The sequence below is a fragment of the Cetobacterium sp. ZWU0022 genome, assembly GCF_000800875.1.
Lineage (GTDB): Bacteria > Fusobacteriota > Fusobacteriia > Fusobacteriales > Fusobacteriaceae > Cetobacterium_A.
Window position 1 is genome coordinate 13,126 of record NZ_JRJZ01000014.1, and the last position, 18,660, is coordinate 31,785.

General features: G+C 30.0%; 22 protein-coding genes. 11 read left to right on the forward strand and 11 right to left on the reverse strand.

Annotation, left to right across the window (positions count from 1 at the left end; all coding sequences use genetic code 11):
- The first annotated feature begins 17 nt into the window (after positions 1 to 17).
- From lysS to L988_RS00680, 3 genes are all read left to right on the forward strand, one after another.
- Positions 18 to 1,496: a lysine--tRNA ligase gene (gene lysS / locus L988_RS00670; protein WP_047380539.1), complete on the forward strand. Its 1,479-nt coding sequence runs from the start codon at positions 18 to 20 to the stop codon at positions 1,494 to 1,496.
- 75 nt (positions 1,497 to 1,571) lie between these two features.
- Positions 1,572 to 1,913 carry a CidA/LrgA family protein gene (locus L988_RS00675; protein WP_047380541.1) on the forward strand — a complete coding sequence of 114 codons (342 nt, stop codon included), beginning with the start codon at positions 1,572 to 1,574 and terminating at the stop codon, positions 1,911 to 1,913.
- A complete protein-coding gene (locus L988_RS00680; RefSeq protein WP_047380543.1) occupies positions 1,914 to 2,609 on the forward strand; it encodes an LrgB family protein in 696 nt (231 codons plus the stop codon). It begins immediately after the preceding gene.
- Between the two features lie 260 nt (positions 2,610 to 2,869).
- Here the strand turns inward: L988_RS00680 and L988_RS00685 are convergent, their stop codons facing one another.
- From L988_RS00685 to L988_RS00705, 5 genes are all read right to left on the reverse strand, one after another.
- Positions 2,870 to 3,112, reverse strand: a complete 243-nt coding sequence (locus L988_RS00685; RefSeq protein WP_047380545.1) for a hypothetical protein — start codon at positions 3,110 to 3,112, stop codon at positions 2,870 to 2,872.
- Positions 3,113 to 3,185: 73 nt separating this feature from the next.
- Positions 3,186 to 3,521, reverse strand: a complete 336-nt coding sequence (locus tag L988_RS00690) for an STAS-like domain-containing protein (protein WP_047380547.1) — start codon at positions 3,519 to 3,521, stop codon at positions 3,186 to 3,188.
- A gap of 20 nt (positions 3,522 to 3,541) precedes the next feature.
- Positions 3,542 to 4,036, reverse strand: coding sequence for a toxin-antitoxin system YwqK family antitoxin (locus tag L988_RS00695; protein ID WP_052191617.1), 495 nt, complete (start codon positions 4,034 to 4,036; stop codon positions 3,542 to 3,544).
- A gap of 15 nt (positions 4,037 to 4,051) precedes the next feature.
- Positions 4,052 to 4,462 (reverse strand): SoxR reducing system RseC family protein, encoded by a 411-nt coding sequence (locus L988_RS00700; protein ID WP_052191618.1) that lies wholly within the window; start codon positions 4,460 to 4,462, stop codon positions 4,052 to 4,054.
- A 115-nt stretch (positions 4,463 to 4,577) separates the two neighbouring features.
- Entirely contained in the window at positions 4,578 to 4,790 is a 213-nt protein-coding gene (locus tag L988_RS00705; protein ID WP_047380549.1) for a hypothetical protein, read from the reverse strand.
- A 165-nt stretch (positions 4,791 to 4,955) separates the two neighbouring features.
- On the opposite strand from L988_RS00705, the gene L988_RS00710 reads away from it, so the two are divergent.
- The 8 genes from L988_RS00710 to L988_RS00745 all read left to right on the forward strand — a co-directional run bounded on the left by L988_RS00710 (position 4,956) and on the right by L988_RS00745 (position 11,907).
- Complete coding sequence (locus L988_RS00710) at positions 4,956 to 5,750, forward strand: TIGR00282 family metallophosphoesterase (protein ID WP_047380550.1); 795 nt, start codon at positions 4,956 to 4,958, stop codon at positions 5,748 to 5,750.
- Positions 5,751 to 5,760: 10 nt separating this feature from the next.
- Entirely contained in the window at positions 5,761 to 6,690 is a 930-nt protein-coding gene (gene prmA, locus L988_RS00715) for a 50S ribosomal protein L11 methyltransferase (protein WP_047380551.1), read from the forward strand.
- 12 nt (positions 6,691 to 6,702) lie between these two features.
- The gene (gene cmk, locus L988_RS00720) at positions 6,703 to 7,365 is read left to right on the forward strand and encodes a (d)CMP kinase (RefSeq protein ID WP_047380552.1); all 663 of its coding nucleotides are present in this window, start codon (positions 6,703 to 6,705) and stop codon (positions 7,363 to 7,365) included.
- A 74-nt stretch (positions 7,366 to 7,439) separates the two neighbouring features.
- A complete protein-coding gene (locus L988_RS00725) occupies positions 7,440 to 8,597 on the forward strand; it encodes a 3-deoxy-D-manno-octulosonic acid transferase (RefSeq protein ID WP_231549749.1) in 1,158 nt (385 codons plus the stop codon).
- Positions 8,594 to 9,295: a tRNA (guanosine(46)-N7)-methyltransferase TrmB gene (trmB, locus tag L988_RS00730; protein WP_047380554.1), complete on the forward strand. Its 702-nt coding sequence runs from the start codon at positions 8,594 to 8,596 to the stop codon at positions 9,293 to 9,295. The genes L988_RS00725 and trmB overlap by 4 nt, the downstream gene beginning before the upstream one ends.
- A gap of 25 nt (positions 9,296 to 9,320) precedes the next feature.
- Positions 9,321 to 10,601 carry an adenylosuccinate synthase gene (locus tag L988_RS00735; RefSeq protein ID WP_047380555.1) on the forward strand — a complete coding sequence of 427 codons (1,281 nt, stop codon included), beginning with the start codon at positions 9,321 to 9,323 and terminating at the stop codon, positions 10,599 to 10,601.
- A 52-nt stretch (positions 10,602 to 10,653) separates the two neighbouring features.
- Positions 10,654 to 11,685, forward strand: a complete 1,032-nt coding sequence (locus L988_RS00740; protein WP_047380556.1) for an asparaginase — start codon at positions 10,654 to 10,656, stop codon at positions 11,683 to 11,685.
- Positions 11,686 to 11,694: 9 nt separating this feature from the next.
- Positions 11,695 to 11,907 (forward strand): hypothetical protein, encoded by a 213-nt coding sequence (locus L988_RS00745; protein WP_047380557.1) that lies wholly within the window; start codon positions 11,695 to 11,697, stop codon positions 11,905 to 11,907.
- A 36-nt stretch (positions 11,908 to 11,943) separates the two neighbouring features.
- Here L988_RS00745 and tgt read toward each other — a convergent pair whose 3' ends face one another.
- The 6 genes from tgt to L988_RS00775 all read right to left on the reverse strand — a co-directional run bounded on the left by tgt (position 11,944) and on the right by L988_RS00775 (position 18,646).
- Complete coding sequence (gene tgt, locus L988_RS00750) at positions 11,944 to 13,110, reverse strand: tRNA guanosine(34) transglycosylase Tgt (protein WP_052191619.1); 1,167 nt, start codon at positions 13,108 to 13,110, stop codon at positions 11,944 to 11,946.
- Between the two features lie 9 nt (positions 13,111 to 13,119).
- Entirely contained in the window at positions 13,120 to 15,300 is a 2,181-nt protein-coding gene (locus tag L988_RS00755) for a bifunctional (p)ppGpp synthetase/guanosine-3',5'-bis(diphosphate) 3'-pyrophosphohydrolase (protein WP_047380558.1), read from the reverse strand.
- A gap of 66 nt (positions 15,301 to 15,366) precedes the next feature.
- Positions 15,367 to 15,879 (reverse strand): adenine phosphoribosyltransferase, encoded by a 513-nt coding sequence (locus L988_RS00760; protein ID WP_047380560.1) that lies wholly within the window; start codon positions 15,877 to 15,879, stop codon positions 15,367 to 15,369.
- Positions 15,880 to 15,935: 56 nt separating this feature from the next.
- On the reverse strand, positions 15,936 to 16,724 hold the full coding sequence (locus tag L988_RS00765; protein ID WP_047380562.1) for a tetratricopeptide repeat protein: 789 nt from the start codon (positions 16,722 to 16,724) through the stop codon (positions 15,936 to 15,938).
- Positions 16,725 to 17,384 (reverse strand): DUF502 domain-containing protein, encoded by a 660-nt coding sequence (locus tag L988_RS00770; protein WP_231549748.1) that lies wholly within the window; start codon positions 17,382 to 17,384, stop codon positions 16,725 to 16,727.
- 2 nt (positions 17,385 to 17,386) lie between these two features.
- Positions 17,387 to 18,646 (reverse strand): hemolysin family protein, encoded by a 1,260-nt coding sequence (locus L988_RS00775; protein WP_047380565.1) that lies wholly within the window; start codon positions 18,644 to 18,646, stop codon positions 17,387 to 17,389.
- Between the last annotated feature and the right edge of the window lie 14 nt (positions 18,647 to 18,660).

Sequence of the window (18,660 nt, forward strand, 5' to 3'; positions counted from 1 at the left end):
AAAAGGGAGAAAAAACTATGGAAAAATACTTTGACAGAGTTGCAAAAGAACGTCTTGTTATGGAGCAATGGGATAAAATAAAAGAGATTGAAGCTCTTGGAGTTTACCCATTCGGAAAAAAATATGATAAAGTTCATATGGTTGGAGATCTTTTAGCATCTACTCCAGAAGCAGAGACTACTTTTAAAACAGCGGGAAGAATCATGGGATTCAGAGAGCAAGGTAAAGCTGTATTTGCTCATATCGAAGACCAAACTGGAAAAATCCAAGTTTATATTAGACAAGACCAAATTGGAGAAGAGTCTTTTGAAATTGTTAAAAAATTAGGAGCTGGAGACATCATCGGTGTTGAAGGAACTTTATTTATAACGCAAAAAGGAGAGTTAACTTTAAGAAGTTCTCATGTTGAGTTACTTTCTAAAAACGTTAGAGCTCTTCCTGAAAAATTCCACGGATTAACTGACGTTGAAACTAGATATAGAAAAAGATACTTAGATCTTATCATGAACAGAGAAGTAAAAGATACTTTCATGAAAAGAGTTAGAATCATAAACGGAATCAGAGAGTTCTTAAACAGAAAAGGATTCTTAGAAGTTGAAACTCCTATGATGCATCCTATCGTTGGTGGAGCTGCTGCAAGACCTTTCATAACTCATCACAATGCTTTAGATATGGAATTATATTTAAGAATAGCTCCTGAGCTTTACTTAAAGAGATTAATAATCGGTGGATTTGATAAAGTTTATGAAATCAACAGAAACTTCAGAAACGAAGGTATGTCAACAAGACATAACCCTGAATTCACAATGATGGAACTTTACCAAGCTTATGCGGATTACAACGATATGATGGACTTAACTGAAAGTCTGTTCCAATTCTTAGCAACTGATGTTTTAGGAACTACTACTATCGAATACAATGGAAAAGAAATCAACCTTGATAAATTCAATAGAATTCACATGGTTGATATGATAAAAGATATCACTGGTGCTGATTTCTGGCAAAACCTAACTGTTGAGGAAGCTAAAGCTTTAGCTAAAGAACACAATGTTCATGTTGCTGATCACATGACTACTGTTGGGCATATTATCAATGAATTCTTCGAGCAAAAATGTGAAGAACATATTGTACAACCAACATTTATCTATGGACATCCAGTTGAAATCTCTCCTCTAGCTAAGAGAAATGCTGAGGATGGAAGATTTACTGACAGATTCGAGTTATTTATCGATGCTAGAGAGTATGCTAACGCGTTCTCTGAGTTAAATGACCCAGCTGATCAAAGAGGAAGATTAGAAGCTCAAGTTGAAGAAGCTTTATTAGGAAACGACGAAGCTACTGCTGTTATCGATGACGATTACATTGAAGCTTTAGAATACGCATTACCTCCTACAGGTGGATTAGGTATCGGTATCGATAGAGCAATCATGCTTTTAACTGGTGCACCATCAATAAGAGACGTTATCCTTTTCCCACAAATGAAAAGAAAAGATTAATTTTAATTTAGAGGTGTTCCTTTGGGGCACCTCTTTAGTATTTTTAGAAAAAAAATTTAAATCTGGAGGCTTATCGTGTTATACGAATTTCTTATTATTTTAAGTATTAACTATCTTGGTGTTATTTTAGAAAAAGTTTTTCATCTTCCTACTCCTGGAACTGTGAACGGCTTAATACTTTTATTTATTTTTCTTTCTCTGAAAATAATCAAACTAGATAGCATCAAAAATGCTGGTGATTTTTTTATCGTTAATATGATTATAACTTTTATTCCACCAAGTATAAAACTTTTGGATGTTGTAGATTTACTAAAAGTAGATTTTTTTAAATTAGTTTTACTTCTAGTTTTAACAACTTTGATTACAATGGTTATTACAGCTTTATTTGTTGATTTTATGATGAAAGGAGAGAAATAGATGAAAGAGATACTTTTTGATAATGCATTTTTCGGAATATTTATAAGCTTGATTTCTTTTAAAATAGGAAAAGATATTTTTAATAAATTTAAATTACCAATTTTAAACCCTATTTTAGTTGCGTTAGTAATAATCCTATCAATTATGAAAATTTTTGATATTCCTACATCTTATTACAATAAAGGTGGGGATATTTTAGGATTTTTTATAGCTCCTGCAACTGTCTGCTTAGCTATTCCTCTTTATAAAGAGTTAGATAGCTTAAAGAAACATTATAAAATTATTTTAATAGGTTCTTTAGTTGGGTCTATAACAGCAATTGTTTCTGTTTTAATTCTTGGAAAACTATTAGGTATTCAAGATGTTATTCTTTTATCTTTTGTACCAAAATCTATAACTACACCTATCGGAATTGAGGTTAGTAAACTACTTGGCGGAATTCCTGCCATAACAGTTTTTGCTATCATGGTAACTGGAATAACTGGTAATATCTTTGCACCATTTATGTTAAAACTATTTAAAATTGAAAATGCTATTGCTAAAGGATTGGGAATAGGTATATCTAGCCATGCTGTAGGAACAAGCAAAGCTATTGAAATGGGTGAGACTGAAGGTGCTATGAGTGCACTATCTATTGTTATTGCTGGTATCATAACCATCTTTATCGCTCCAATTATTTTAAAATTTATTTGGTAGTAATAAAAAAACCCTCCTGGGGAGGAGGGTTTTTTATAACACGGGGGAGTGTTAAAAAATAAAAAAGATTAAAATAGATTTTGGGGGGTATATAGATCTATTCAATCAAATTCGGTCTCATGATTAGTATATAATAAGAACACTTTTATGTCAAGTTTTTTTTCTGAACGCTTATTCTTTTTCAGGTGTTCTATTTTTTATATTTTTCAAATACTTTTTGTATTAAAAAAGAAAAGAATGGAATAATTCCATTCTTTTTATTATGCTAAACCTTTTTTTATCATTGCTAATGCATATTGGTGTGCATCTACTGTTGCACTTGCGTAAGCAAACTTTGTTTCTCCTTCAAAAAATCCATTTAATAACACTTGTTGTTGCTCGTCTATATTCATCATTAACCTTTCAATAGTTAATTTTCCCTCTTTAAACTCTTCTAATAATGCGTTATAAACAGCATCAAATGTACTATCATATATTTCATTTTGTATCTCTTCAAAAAACATATTTTTTACACCCCTTTTTGGTATAGTTTCTTTACTTTTTTATGTTAACATTTTTTATTAATTTTGTCAACAATTATCCTATATATGCTATCTCAAAGTTTTGGTGAACACCTAAAAACTTTGTTTTTAGTTCTTTATAATTATCTTTCAAATAAATCATTTGATTAAAAAGCCCTTGCGATGCATTTTTTATAGTTAATTTATTTTTTAACTCATTTCCATATTCATTCCATAAATTAGTAAAAAGTACATATAAAAAGACTAATGTCGTAACTTGTATTCCTGCAAAATCTAATACTACCTCTTCCTCTTTTTTCAAAACCTCTTTGATTTTTTCATAAAAACTTTTAGCTTTATCCGGGTTTATTAGCATTGAACTATTAAAGTATTTTTTTAATTTTATTTTCATAAGGTTATTTTCTCCTACGTTTAATTTGTTTGATCAAAATGATTAGTATCTATTGTATATTCTCTTTTACCTATCAATTTCCCGTTCTGATTATAATAATTCCAAATTCCTATTGCTCGACCATTATTAAAGTTTCCAACTATATGTGGCCTTCCATTTTCATGATACAATTTAAATAAACCATGGTCTTTTCCTTTTAAATAGTATGTCTGAAATGTTTTATGTCCATCCTGGCTATACAAAACATACTTTCCATTCAATTCTCCGTTTCTCCAATTTTCTATTGACTTTATTCTACCATTCGAATAAAAAGATAACCACTTCCCTTCTGGTATACCATTTTTGTAAAACTCTCTATCTTTTTGAAATGTTACCATCCCTGTAAAAGGAGTCCCAGTATTTTTGACGAAAACTTTTCCATTTTTGTTTAAAATTTTAGAATAATCTACTTGTGAGTATTTAGCAAAAGTTAGTTGTACTAATAAAACAAAAACTATTGATATTTTTTTTATCATAATTTCAATCCCTCACTATTTTCTTTCTATATCTATTATCTTTACTGCTCTTTCCATTTTATGTTTAACTATTTTTCTATCGTAAAAAAATATTCCTAAAAAAGTTATAGCTAAACTTATAAAGCTCGTAAGTATACTCTTTCCTTCTGAAAACCCTATTTTAGCTCCCAAATAATATCCTAAAAACATAAATATCAAAGGAAGGATATATACAATCATAGCTGCCTTAAAAACTTGATTATCTTCCATTTCAAAAGTTATTATATCACCTTTTTTTATATCATCTCTATCAGATATAAAAGTAAAAGTATTTGCTATTTTAGCACTTTCGCTACAGTTATTACAGTGTGAGCAAGCACTTTCCTTATACATTGAAACAACTACCTTATTTCCCATTCTATCTTTGACTAAACCACTACTTTTCATTATCTGCTCCTTATTGAAATGATTATATTGAAATTATAACATATTTTTTTATAGAACTAAATTTTTTTTAAATAAAAAAAGACAAGAAATAAATCTTGCCTTCCTAAAATATATTTTATAATTTTTCGTGTAGTGTTCCACCAACAGCACACTTACATCCCATACCTACTTCTACACATCTACTTGGATCAATGTAAACTACATCCCATCCGTCATCTTCATCGTCACCATATCCAACTTCACCTATAAACATTAACTCAAGCCCTTTTGCTTTTAATTCCTCTTCAGTTTGTCCTATTTTTTTTAAAAATTCCTCTTTAGTTAACATATGCGTCACTCCTAGTTTGTTTATTATCTGACTCAATAATACACCATTTTCGTGTAGTTGTCAACATGCAATTTGTTTTTTTTTTAAGTATTTTTTGAGTTTTAATTTCTAGTAAAAAATGTTATAATATTTTTTGGTAATACAAATATAGAAATGAGGTAAATAATGAAAGTTTTAGTTATAGGTGACGTTGTTGGAAATCCTGGTAGAAAAACTTTAAAAGCATATCTTGATAAATATAAAAACAACTATGATTTTATAATTGTTAATGGAGAGAATGCTGCTGCTGGATTCGGAATCACTGCAAAGCTTTGTGATGAAATTTTAGATTGGGGAGTAGACATTATTACAAGTGGAAATCACATTTGGGATAAAAGAGAGATTTATGATTATTTAGATAGAAGTAATAGACTTCTTCGTCCACATAATTATCCTAACGGTGTTCCTGGTACTGGGTACTCTATTTTAAAAGATAGAAAAGGAAATAAAATAGCTGTTGTATCACTTCAAGGAAGAGTTTTTATGCCTCCAATTGATTGTCCTTTTACAACTGCTAATACTCTTATTGAAGAGATTAGAAAAGAGTGTAAACATATTATAATAGATTTCCACGCTGAAGCTACTTCAGAAAAATTAGCTCTTGCTAACTACTTAGATGGAAAGGTTTCTGTGGTTTATGGAACACATACACATGTTCAAACTGCAGACAACAAAATTTTATTAGAGGGTACTGGTTATATCAGTGATGTTGGAATGACTGGTTCTGATAATGGGATAATAGGTATGAAGAAAGAATCAATCATCCCTAAATTCTTAACTGCTTTACCACAAAAATTTGATATTGCTGAAGGTAAAGAAAGAATTAATGGCTTAGATATTGAGCTAGATGATGAAACTGGTGAATGTACAAAAATTGAAAGAATCAACCTTTCTCTTATTGAGTTAGGAATATTTAATTAGGAAGGTTTTTATGAAAGTTGTTGAAATAAAAGTTATATTTGATAGTGATAGTATTGAAGATACTCAAAAAGAGATTTGTGATATATTCTATGGATTTGGAGCTACTGGTTTAAAAATCGATGAACCATTAAAAACAAAAAATCCTTTAGATTTTTATAAAGATGAAAAGCAATTCTTAATGGTTGACTATGCAGTTTCTGCATATTTCCCTATGAATCCTTATTCTCAAAGAAGAAATGACCTTATAAAGGCCGCTTTTGAAGAAAGATTCAATGACAGAGATGATGTTGTTTTTACTATAGATTTCTACGAATACGATGAAGAAGACTACCAAAATAGTTGGAAAAAATATCTATATCCTGAAAAAGTAAGTGAAAAGTTTGTGGTTAAACCTACTTGGAGAGAATATGAACCTGAAGAAGATGAATTAGTTATTGAACTAGATCCTGGAAGAGCTTTTGGTACTGGTTCTCATCCTACAACCTCTCTTTGTTTAAAAATAATGGAAGAGAATATCAAACCTGGAAATACTGTTATCGATGTAGGAACTGGTTCTGGAATATTGATGATTGCCGCTGAAAAATTGGGAGCAACTGATATCTATGGAACTGATATTGACGAATTAGCTGTTGAAGCTACAAAAGAAAATTTAGAACTTAATAAAATTTCTGAAAATACTGCTCAAGTTTTCTTAGGAGATTTAATATCTGTTGTTCAAGATAAACAGTTTGATGTTGTTGTAGCTAATATTTTAGCTGATGTCATTCTACTTCTTTTAAAAGATATATTTAAAGTTGTTAAAAAAGATGGTTTAATTATATTCTCTGGAATTATTGAAGATAAGTTACCTGAGATAGTAAAACAAGTCGAAGAAAAAGGTCTTGAAATACTAGAAATAAAAAGAGATAAAGAGTGGAGAGCTCTTCTTATTAAAGCCTAGGGAGGATTTTTTATGAAAAATTATATCATTGCATTAGATGGTCCTGCTGGAAGTGGGAAAAGTACTATCGCTAAAGTAATTGCTAAAAATTTTGGTTTAACATACCTTGATACTGGAGCAATGTACAGAATGGTAGCTCTTTATATTCTTGAGAATAATATTGACTTCCATAATCCAAGTGCTGTTGAAAGTATTTTAGATAATATAAAAGTTGATATTATTGAAGAGAAATTTATATTAAATAATGAAGATGTTTCTCTTAAAATCAGAACTCCTGAGGTTACTAAAATAGTTTCTCCTGTTTCAGCTATCAAAGCTGTTAGGACAAAGTTAGTTGATTTACAAAGAGAGATTAGTAATGGTAAAAAAGTTATCTTGGATGGTAGAGATATTGGGACTGTTGTATTTCCAAATGCTGATCTAAAAGTATTTTTAATAGCTTCTGCTGAAGAAAGAGCTAAAAGAAGAGTTAAAGACTATGCTTCAAAAGGAATTATAGAAGATTTTGAGACTGTTTTGAAAGATATTTTAGAAAGAGATCATACAGACTCAACAAGAAAAGAGAGTCCTCTAAAAAAAGCCGACGACGCTATTGAAGTTGATACAAGCTTCATGAACATAGAGGAAAGCGTAGCTGCTATAGCTAATTTAATCCAAATCAAAATTGGAGGATAATAATGCTTTATAATCTGTTGAGAGGATTTTTATATCCTTTCCTCTTTATTTTTTTACTTTTTAAACCTAAAAAAATGAAATTTGTTTTCTCGAGATTATTTCAAGATTTATCAATACTGAAAAAAGGAGAAGAGTATACTTGGTTACACTGTTCCTCTGTAGGTGAGATAAATCTTTCGGACGCTCTTATAAAAAAACTCAAAGAAAATTTTCAAGAGAATATTTTAATTACCGTTTTTACTGATACAGGCTATGAAACTGCTTTAAATAAATACTCAAAAGATGATAAAATATCTATATTAAAGTTTCCTTTAGATGATATGTTTATACTAAAAAAAATATTTAATTATATAAAAATATCTCGAGTAATTCTAATTGAAACTGAGATTTGGCCTAACCTAATAACTCTTGGTCATAAAATGTCTAAAGTTTATATTGTTAATGGAAGAATTTCTAATAAAAGTTTTCCTAGATACTGTAAAGTTAAATGGATTCTAAAATCTTTATTATCTAAAATAGATGGTTTTCTTATGCAATCAGAAGAAGATCGAAATAGAATAATTGCTCTTGGAGCGAATTCATCAAAAGTTTCGGTTTCAGGGAATCTAAAATTTGATATCTCTTTTGAAGAGTTTAATTTAAATGAGAAAATGATATTAAAAAAATTGTTAAAAAGCAACTGTAGAAAAATTTTCGTTGCAGGAAGTACTCGACAGGGTGAAGATTCGATTCTTATAGATATCTATAAAGAGTTGAGCAATACTTTGCTAGTCATTGTTCCTAGACATTTAGAAAGAGTTTCAGAAATTGAATCTCTTCTAAAAAATTCAAATTTAAACTATAAAAAATTGACTGATTTAGAAAACAATCATTGCACAGAAGAGTTCCAAGTATTGGTCGTTGATAAAATGGGAGTTTTAAGAAAATTCTATTCTATCGCTGATATTGTATTTGTTGGTGGAACATTAGTTGATATAGGTGGCCACAGTTTACTAGAACCTCTTTTCTATGGTAAAACACCTATTTTTGGACCTTATCTCCAAAATGTAAAAGATATCTCAAGAGATATCTTAACTCTTGGCATTGGTCATAAAATACATAATAAAGAGGAGTTTTTAAATGCTATTAATCTCTTAGAAACAAATCCTGTTTCTGAGGATAAAATAAAAGAGTTTTTCAAAAGTAATAAAAATGCTGCTGAAAAAACGATTAAATTTATGGAGGAAGAATGAAAGAAAGATTAGAAGATACTCTATGGAGACACTTCTTCACAAATCCAAGAATTAACTATAACCCTTATATGGTTAAGTTAGTAGAATACCCTAATCACATTATCTATGATAGTGAAATTATGGATTCTTACAGAGACCATTGGAACCAAAAAGCTTTTGGAAACAATAATCCTGTATATCTAGAAATTGGATCTGGAAGTGGAAATTTTGCTGTTGGAATGGCTGCTAAATATCCTGAGAGAAACCACTTAGCTCTTGAAATAAGATTTAAAAGATTAGTTTTATCTGCTACTAAAGCTGTTAAAAGAGATCTTAATAATGTTGTTTTCTTGAGAAGACGTGGTGAAGACATTACAAAGTTTATTGGTAAAGGAGAGATTGAAGGTTTATATATCAATTTCCCAGATCCTTGGGAAGGAAATGAAAAAAACAGAATTCTTCAACCTAAACTATTTGAACTTCTTGATGTGATTATGAAAGTTGAGGGAACTTTATTCTTTAAAACAGATCACGATCAATATTACGCTGACGTTTTAGAATTTGCTAAAGATTTAGAAAAGTACGAAGTTGTATATCATACAGCTGATTTACACAATAGTCCTAAGGCTGCTGATAATATCAGAACAGAATTTGAAGATTTATTTGTATGTAAACATAACAAAAATATCAACTATATTGAAATAAAAAAAATCAAATAACGAAATAATACATGGAGGTATTTAAATGGCAGGATATGTTGTAGTTGGAACTCAATGGGGAGACGAAGGAAAAGGTAAAATAATCGATGTTCTTGGAGATAGAGCTGACTATGTTGTTAGATTCCAAGGTGGAAACAATGCTGGACATACAGTTGTTGTAAATGGAGAGAAGTTTATACTTCACCTATTACCATCAGGTATGTTACACGGACAAGGAAAATGTATCATTGGACCAGGAGTTGTTGTTGATCCAAAAGTGCTTTTAAAAGAGTTAGATACATTAGAAGCTAAAGGAGCTAAAGTAGATCACCTATTCATAAGTGATAGAGCTCATTTAATTATGCCTTACCACATTCAACTTGATATATTAAAAGAAGAGAGAAGTGGAGATAACAAAATTGGAACTACTAAAAGAGGAATCGGACCTTGTTACTCAGATAAATTCTCAAGAGTTGGAATCAGAGCTGTTGATTTATTAGATATGGAGTTATTCGCTAAGAAATTAAAAATGAACTTAGAAGAGAAAAATGAGTTATTCACTAAAATATACGATGCACCTATTATGGATTTCAATGAAATCTTCGAAGAGTACAAAGGATATACTGAAAGATTAAAGCATAGAATCATTGATGCTACTCCTGAAATTAACAAAGCTTTAGATGACGATAAATTCGTTTTATTTGAAGGAGCTCAAGCTATGATGCTAGATATTAACTATGGAACATACCCATACGTTACATCTTCATCACCTACAAGTGGAGGAGTTACTACTGGAGTTGGAGTTTCACCTAAGAAAATCGATAGAATAATCGGAGTTATGAAAGCTTATACAACTAGAGTTGGAGAAGGACCTTTCGTTACTGAGTTAAATAACGAATTAGGAGAAAAAATCAGACAAATCGGTGGAGAGTTCGGTGCTACTACTGGAAGACCTAGAAGATGTGGATGGTTAGATCTTGTTGTTGGTAAATACGCTGTAGATATCAACGGATTAACAGATGTTGTTATCACTAAAATCGACGTTTTAAGTGGATTAGATACTTTAAAAATCTGTACTGGATACGAAATAGATGGGAAAGTTTACTCAACTGTTCCTGCAGCTACTGAAAAGTTAGCTTATGCTAAACCAATCTATGAAGAGTTACCAGGATGGACAGAGGATATCTCTAACATGAAAAACTATGATGAGTTACCTGAAAACTGTAAAAAATACCTTGCTAGAGTTGAAGAGTTCTTAGGATGTCAAATAACTGTTGTTTCAGTTGGTCCAGATAGAAATCAAAATATATTCTTAAAAGATATCTAATAAAAACTGTAATCCCCTAGGTAACTAGGGGATTACGTTTAGGAGGAGTACAATGTTAGAAAAAATTCTTATTATAAACACTGGGGGTACCATTGGTATGGTTAATAGTGAGGAAAATAATCCTAACAGCCCTTTAAGACCTGCAAAAAATTGGTTTGAAGTTGCTAAAAACCATCCTTTATTAGAAAAATTTCCAGCTGATTACTGTCAGATTCCAAATTTAATTGATTCTTCAGATATGAATCCTGAAATTTGGATCGATATCGTAAAAATTATTGAACAGAACTACTATTCTTATAGAGGATTTGTCATTTTACATGGAACTGATACTATGGCATTCACAGCTTCAGCTTTATCATTTATGCTTAAAAATCTTGATAAACCTGTTGTACTTACTGGGTCTCAAGTGCCACTAGTTACACCTAGAAGTGATGCTCTTCAAAATTTAATAACTTCTATTCAGATAGCTGGAAATAGAATATACGGTGTTAAAAGTATTCCAGAAGTAACTATCTGTTTTAGAGATGAACTTTTAAGAGGAAATCGTGCTAGAAAAATTGATGCCACCAATTATTTCGGATTTGCTTCACCTAACTATAGACCTTTAGGAGAGATTGGGTGTGAAATAAAAGTTACTGATAAAAGAGTTTTAGATATGCCTAAAAAAGAGTTTTATATTGATCCCTCTATAAATAGTAATGTTCTTATAGTTGAAATATTCCCTGGAATGAACCCTCTTTATATTAAAACTCTTGTAGAAGCTCACTCAGAAATAAAAGGAATAATATTAAAAACTTATGGAAATGGAAATGCTCCAACATCTGAATCGTTTATAACTGCTTTAGAGGCTATTATAGACTCTGGTGTTGTTGTTGTAAATATAAGTCAATGTGCAACAGGTGCTGTTAAAATGGGCCTTTATGAAGCTAGTAGTGCCTTAAAAAGAATTGGTGTTATCAGTGGCGGAGATATGACTCCTGAAGCTGCTATAACAAAACTTATGTATCTTCTAGGAAAAAATCTTTCTACTGAGGATATAAAATTATATATGGAAACTGATCTATGTGGTGAAATAACCGCTTGAAGGAGTGTTATGAATAAAGAGCTTTGGAAAAATAATAAAAACGGAAAACTTTATGAAGTTTTAAACTACAATATTATGAATTGTACGAATGAACAAGATGGTCAAAATATGTATCTTTATAGAGTTTTTTCTGAAAAAGTTTTAGATTCAAATGGAAATGAAATGCTTTTTGTTAGATCAGAGCATGAATTCAAATTAAAATTTACTAAAGAAAATATCTAATTATTTACAAAAAAAATGGGTCCAAAGACCCATTTTTTATTTATCAAACTTTTGAGGTTTAATCCATTCACTATTTTTTCCAATTGTGTAATTAGCTTCAAATTCAGCTTTGAATTCATTAAACCTTTTATCTTTTATTGCCGCTCTCGAATCTTTCATTAATTTTAATAGGAAGTATAGATTGTGATATGTTGCTAATCTTCCACCTAAAATTTCTTGTGCTTTAAATAGATGTCTGATATATCCTCTTGTATAGTTTCTACATACATAACAATCACATCCATCATCTAAAGGTCTAGTATCCTCTGAATATGAAGCATTTTTTATAACTAATCTACCATATTTTGTAAATACTGTTCCATGTCTTCCAATTCTAGAAGGTTGAACACAATCCATCATATCTATTCCTGATGCAACTGCTTCTAGCATATCTAAAGGCTCTCCTACACCCATTAAATATCTTGGTTTATCTTCAGGTAATCTCTCAACAATATAATCTAAAATTCTATACATATCTTCTCTTGGTTCTCCTACAGCTAATCCTCCAACTGCATATCCAGAGAAGTGTTCATCCATTTCACTTAATTCGGATAAACTTTTGTCTCTTAAATCTTCGTATACTCCACCTTGTACTATAGCAAATAATCCTTGCTCATCTGGCCTTTTATGTGCTTCAACACATCTTTTAGCCCATCTAGTTGTTCTCTCAATCGAAGGAATTAAATACTCTTTTGAAGACATTCCTGGAGGACACTCATCAAATAACATAACTATATCCGAACCTAAGTTATTTTGAATATTGATTGACTTTTCTGGAGAAATGAAGTGCTTTGATCCATCTAAATGAGATCTGAAGTATACTCCCTCTTCTTTAATTTGTCTTAAATCTCCTAAACTAAATACTTGGAATCCTCCACTGTCTGTTAAAATTGGTTTATTCCAATTCATAAATTTGTGTAATCCACCAAATTTAGCCACAAGCTCATCACTTGGTCTTAAATATAAATGGTATGTATTTCCTAATATTATTTCAGAACCCATCTCTTCTAACTCTTCTGGAGTCATTCCCTTTACTGTTGCTTGAGTTCCAACTGGCATAAATACAGGTGTTTCTATCTCTCCATGTGGAGTCGTGATTTTCCCTATTCTTGCCTTTCCATCCTTATCGTATAACTCATACGTTACTGGTAACTTTCTAGTCATTCTTTTCTCCTATCTATCTACTGATATAACATCTTTTATTTTTAAAAGATGATTAACTAACTGTTTATATTCATCTTTGTTATTTAACTCAACTGTTGCTTTAATAATAGCAATTGTATCTAATCCCTTTTTTATATTATGAGAATTTAGTGATAAAACATTTATTTTGTGATTCGAAATTGTTGTCACTACATCCATTAAAATACTCTGTCTATCAAAAGCTCTAATCGTAAACACAAAAGTATACTTACTTTTTTTAGATGGTGTTTCTAAGAGTTTTTCATCCCAATGAACATCAATAACTCTTGCCGGATCATGATTTACCATTGAGATATAATTTGGACAATCCTTTCTATGGATTGCTATTCCTGTTAACTTTGTGACATATCCACCTATATTATCCCCTGGTAACGGTGTACAGCATCTCGCAAATCTTATTAATGTATTTTCTGTTCCATCAATAACTATTCCTTGATCATCTTTTTTTGCTGATTTTTTCTTAGTCGGTTCTTTTATGAAATCTTCTACTGTCGTCTCTTCGTAAGCTTTATGTTTCTCTTGCTCTAATCTTAATTTAGCTATAATAACATCAACTTTGCTTTTAGTTTCTCCCATATGGAAGTAAAAGTCATTTAATGTTGGCATGTTATGTTTTTCTAAATGCTTCTTTAAAACAGCACCCTCTTCAAACTCTTTTAGAGAGATTCCAAGTTTAGTCAACTCTTTTTCTATTAACTCTTTTCCGATCTTAATATTTTCATCTAACTTTTGATCTTTTAACCACTTTTTTATTTTACTCTTTGCACTTTGAGTCGCAACAATATCTAACCAATCATTTCCTGGTCCTTTTGCCGTCTTAGAAGTGATAACCTCAACTCTATCACCATTATTTAATTTATAATCTAGCGGAACAATTCTTCCATTAACTTTTGCTCCGATACACTTTATACCAATCTCTGTATGAATATTAAAAGCAAAATCTATAGGTGTTGCACCTTGAGCCAATTCTACAACATCCCCTTTTGGAGAAAATACAAATACTGTTTCTTTTACAATATCTCCTGTAACTTCTCTTATAAATTCCTCTGTATTTTCAGCTCCTTGATTTAGCTCAACTATATTTCTTAACCAACCATATACCTGATCTTTTTTGCTTATTTTTTTATTTTCTTTATAACTCCAATGAGCTGCAACTCCCTCTTCTGCAACTCTATCCATATCTTCAGTTCTAATTTGAATCTCTACAAATTTTCCTAAAGGACCTACTATAGTTGTATGAATAGATTGATAATTATTAGATTTTGGAACTGCTATATAATCTTTAAATCTTCCTGGAACAGGTCTGTAATTACTATGAATTACTCCTAAAGTGTTGTAACACTCTGCTTCAGTATCTAAAATTATTCTTATACCTATTAAATCATATATTCCATCAAAGTCTTTTCCTTTTTCAAACATTTTTTTATATATACTATAAAAATGTTTGAATCTTCCTCTAACTTTACCATAAATTTGAACTTCATTTAAAAGACGAGTTATATTATTTACCATCTCTTCTAAATATTTTTTTCTCTCATCCTTTTTCTCATCAATCAAAGCTTTTATATCCTTATATTTTTCAGGTTCTAAATAATATAATGACATATCTTCTAACTCCCACTTTATCTTTGCTATTCCTAGTCTATGAGCTAGAGGAGCATATATCGATAATGTTTCATGAGCTATTCTTTTTTGTTTTTCTGGTGGCATAAACTTCAACGTTCTCATATTATGAAGTCTATCTGCTAATTTGATAATAATAACTCTAACATCTTTGGCCATAGCGATTATCATCTTTCTTATATTTTCATCCTGCTTCTTAGTTCCATTTGGTAAGTGGTCTAATTTTGTAACTCCGTCTACAAGGTGGGCTACTTCATCACCAAAATTATATTTTATATCTGCTATCGTTATTAGAGTATCCTCTACTATATCATGAAGTATTCCTGCTATTATTCCCTCTGTATCCATTTTCATATCTATTAATATTTTTGTTACTTCTACAGGATGTATTATATAGCTGTCACCTGATTTTCTGTATTGTCCTATATGGCATTCCTCTGCAAAAAAGAAAGCCATTTTGATCTTCTCTCTGTCTACTTTTAAATTATGCTTATCTATTTCACTTTCTATCTCTTGCCAATATTTCATAATACACCTCTTTCTAATAAGATTATACAAATAAGGCGACACAACTTTGTGCCGCCTCAAAAGTTATTAATACTTCATTAAAGTTAATACTGGATATCCTTCTAATTTTTCTTTACCTTTTAAGTCTTCTAGTTCAATTAAGAATGCTAATCCTGCAACTACTCCACCTAATTCTTCAATTAACTTAACTGTAGCTTCTATTGTTCCACCAGTTGCTAATAAATCATCAACGATTAATACTCTTTGCCCTGGCTTTACTGAATCTTTATGCATACATAAAACATTTGAACCATACTCTAAATCATAAGCATATTCAATAACTTCTCTTGGTAACTTTCCTGGCTTTCTAACTGGAGCAAATCCTACACCTAAAGCATATGATACTGGACATCCAAATATAAATCCTCTTGCTTCTGGTCCTACAACTAAATCTATATTATGATCTTTTGCGAACTCTACAACTTTATCTGTTGCAAATTTATAAGCTTCACCATTTCCCATTAGAGGAGTGATATCTCTAAATTTTATTCCTGGTTTTGGATAATCCTCAACTAATGCTACATATTTTTTTAAATCCATTTAAATCCTCCTAAATATTACTCTTTTAAAAATTTATATCTATATAATTATCTATATCAATTGTCAATTAAATTTAAAGCCTTTTTTACTTTTTCTTTATCTCCATTTTTATAGTATAATTTTATTAATTTATTAACTATATCTCTATCTATTTTATTATAAGTTAGATAATTTTTAAGAACTCTTTCTGACAATTCATCATTTTTCAAAGATACACTATAGAAATCAGACAATTTTATAGTGTTATTTTTATTATTTTTTACTCTATTCTCTATCTTAAAAAATATATCGTTATCAAAAATTTCTATTTTTTTGAGATTATTTAAATACGAATCGAAAAATAAACTATTATTAAAAATCTCTTCATCCTCAATATATTCATAATATTTTAAAGAATTTAAAAAATTTCCGTTTATAAACTCTATATATCCTAATATAAAATAATCTTGCTCCTCTTTAAAATCTAAAGAAACCTTACTTAAATATTCTAGACTTTTTTTATAATTCTTTTTTTCAAAATTTAAATATCCCAAATTTTTCAAAGTTAAATTGTCCTTTGGATTTAATTTCAATGCTTCAATCAAATCTTTTTCAGCTTGATTTTTATTTCCAAATTGACCCTCTATAATTGCTTTCTCTCTCAATGCTTCTGAGTTTCTACTATTTATTTTTAAAATTTCTTCATAAGTTGATAAAGCTTCACTTTTTTTTCCTAATGAATATAAATTTGCTCCTTTGAGCATTAAATATTTTTCATCTTTTGTTCCAGAGTTCGTTGTATTTTCTACTAATTTTTTATTGCTACACCCAATGAATATAAAAACTAAAAAAAGATATTTGTACATCTAGTTCTCCTTTTTATTATTTGGTGGTAATATTACTCCTCCTGAAATTATAAGTTTTATCGCATCATCTACTTTTATATCTAAAATTTTCACTTCAGATTTTCTTAATATTATAAACATTCCTGATGTTGGATTAGGAGAAGTTGGTAAAAACACATTACACATCTCTTCTTCAGTTACTTCTTCAGCTAAATGATTACTACTTGCAGTCATAAACCCTATACTATAAATCCCTTTTCTAGGATACTCAAACATAACCACTTTCTGATAAGACTTCTGTCTATCAGAAGCAAATAGTGATATTATTTGTGTTATTGTACTGTAAATCTGACTAAATAGCGGAATTCTAGCTAATAGATTATTTAAAAATGTACCAATTTTTTTGAATAAAAATACTCTCATAGCAGTTCCAATTATTATTAATGTTAAAATAACTGTTATAAAAGATAATACATTTATTAGGATTTGAGTATACAAATGCAAATCTTGTTCTTTTCCTAACCCTGCGTGTATTACTAGACTTCTTATTGCTACCGTTACAAATGAATCTTGTAATAATCCTAAGAATAATTGAAATATCCAGTTAAATATATAAACCGTGATAACTATTGGTAATATCGCAATCAATCCGCTATAAAAACTGGCTTTTATTCTCTTCATTATTATTCCCCTCTTTGTATCTCTACCTTAGATACTCTCATCTTTTCGACTTGAATAACAACTAATTTTACATCTTCAAACTCAACAATATCACCAATCGATGGTATTTTCCCAAGTTCAGACATAAGTAATCCACCTAAACTCTCGTAATCTTCAGATATTGGAAGTTCTATCGCTAAATTTTTATTAATTGTTTCTATATCTAACATTGCATCTACTTCATATCTATTTTCATCAATCTCTTTTATCGTCTCTTCCTCTTCATGATCAAACTCATCACGAATCTCTCCGACAATCTCTTCTAATAGATCTTCTATTGTTAAAACTCCACCAATTCCTCCATACTCATCTAAAACCAATGCAATATGAACTTTTTTACTCTTAAATTCTTGAAGAATCTCAATTATTGATTTAGTTTCAGGAACATAATAAGCTTCCCTTACTAATTCTTTTACCTGAGTATTAGTACTATTTGCTTTTAAATAGTTTAATACGTCTTTTGTATATAAAACTCCTATTATGTTATCGATTGTTTCTTCATAAACTGGAATTCTTGAAAATCCGGCTTCGATCATCTCATCCCAAATATCATCTAATGTCTTATTCCCCTCTACTGCAAACATCGAAGTTCTCGGAGTCATTATCTCTTTTGCATTAGTTTCACCTAATCCAACGATAGAATGAATCATCTCTTTCTCTTCCTCTTCAATAATTCCTTCAGCTTCTCCAACATTCACGAAAGATATTAAATCTTCCTCTGTAAACATAATGCTTTCAGTTTTTACTTCAACACCTAAAATTCTTCCAATTAGAATTGAAGTCCACATCAATATTTTTACTAAAGGTTTCATTAACACACCAAAATAATATATTGGTGCTATTACAACTTTTGAAAAATATCTAGCATTATTTTTCGCCATAATTTTAGGCGTTATTTCTCCAAATATAAGTATTAGAACAGTCATTACTCCTGTTACAATAGCTAAACTTCTAGGAGAATTTCCCATTATATTAATTGCTAATGCAGTGGCTATAGATGAACCTAAAATATTTACTATGTTATTCCCTAATAGCATTCCTGTTAAAATCTCATTTGGACTTTTTAACCATTTTTTTAATAAATGTGCTGTCTTTTTATTCGATTTCTCTACATCTTCTAAATCTGTTGTTTTAAAAGAAGTTAACGCTGTTTCTGAGGCTGAGAAAAAACCAGATAGTAAAATTAATACAAATAATATAATAATATCACGATACGTGTCCAACTTTACAATACACC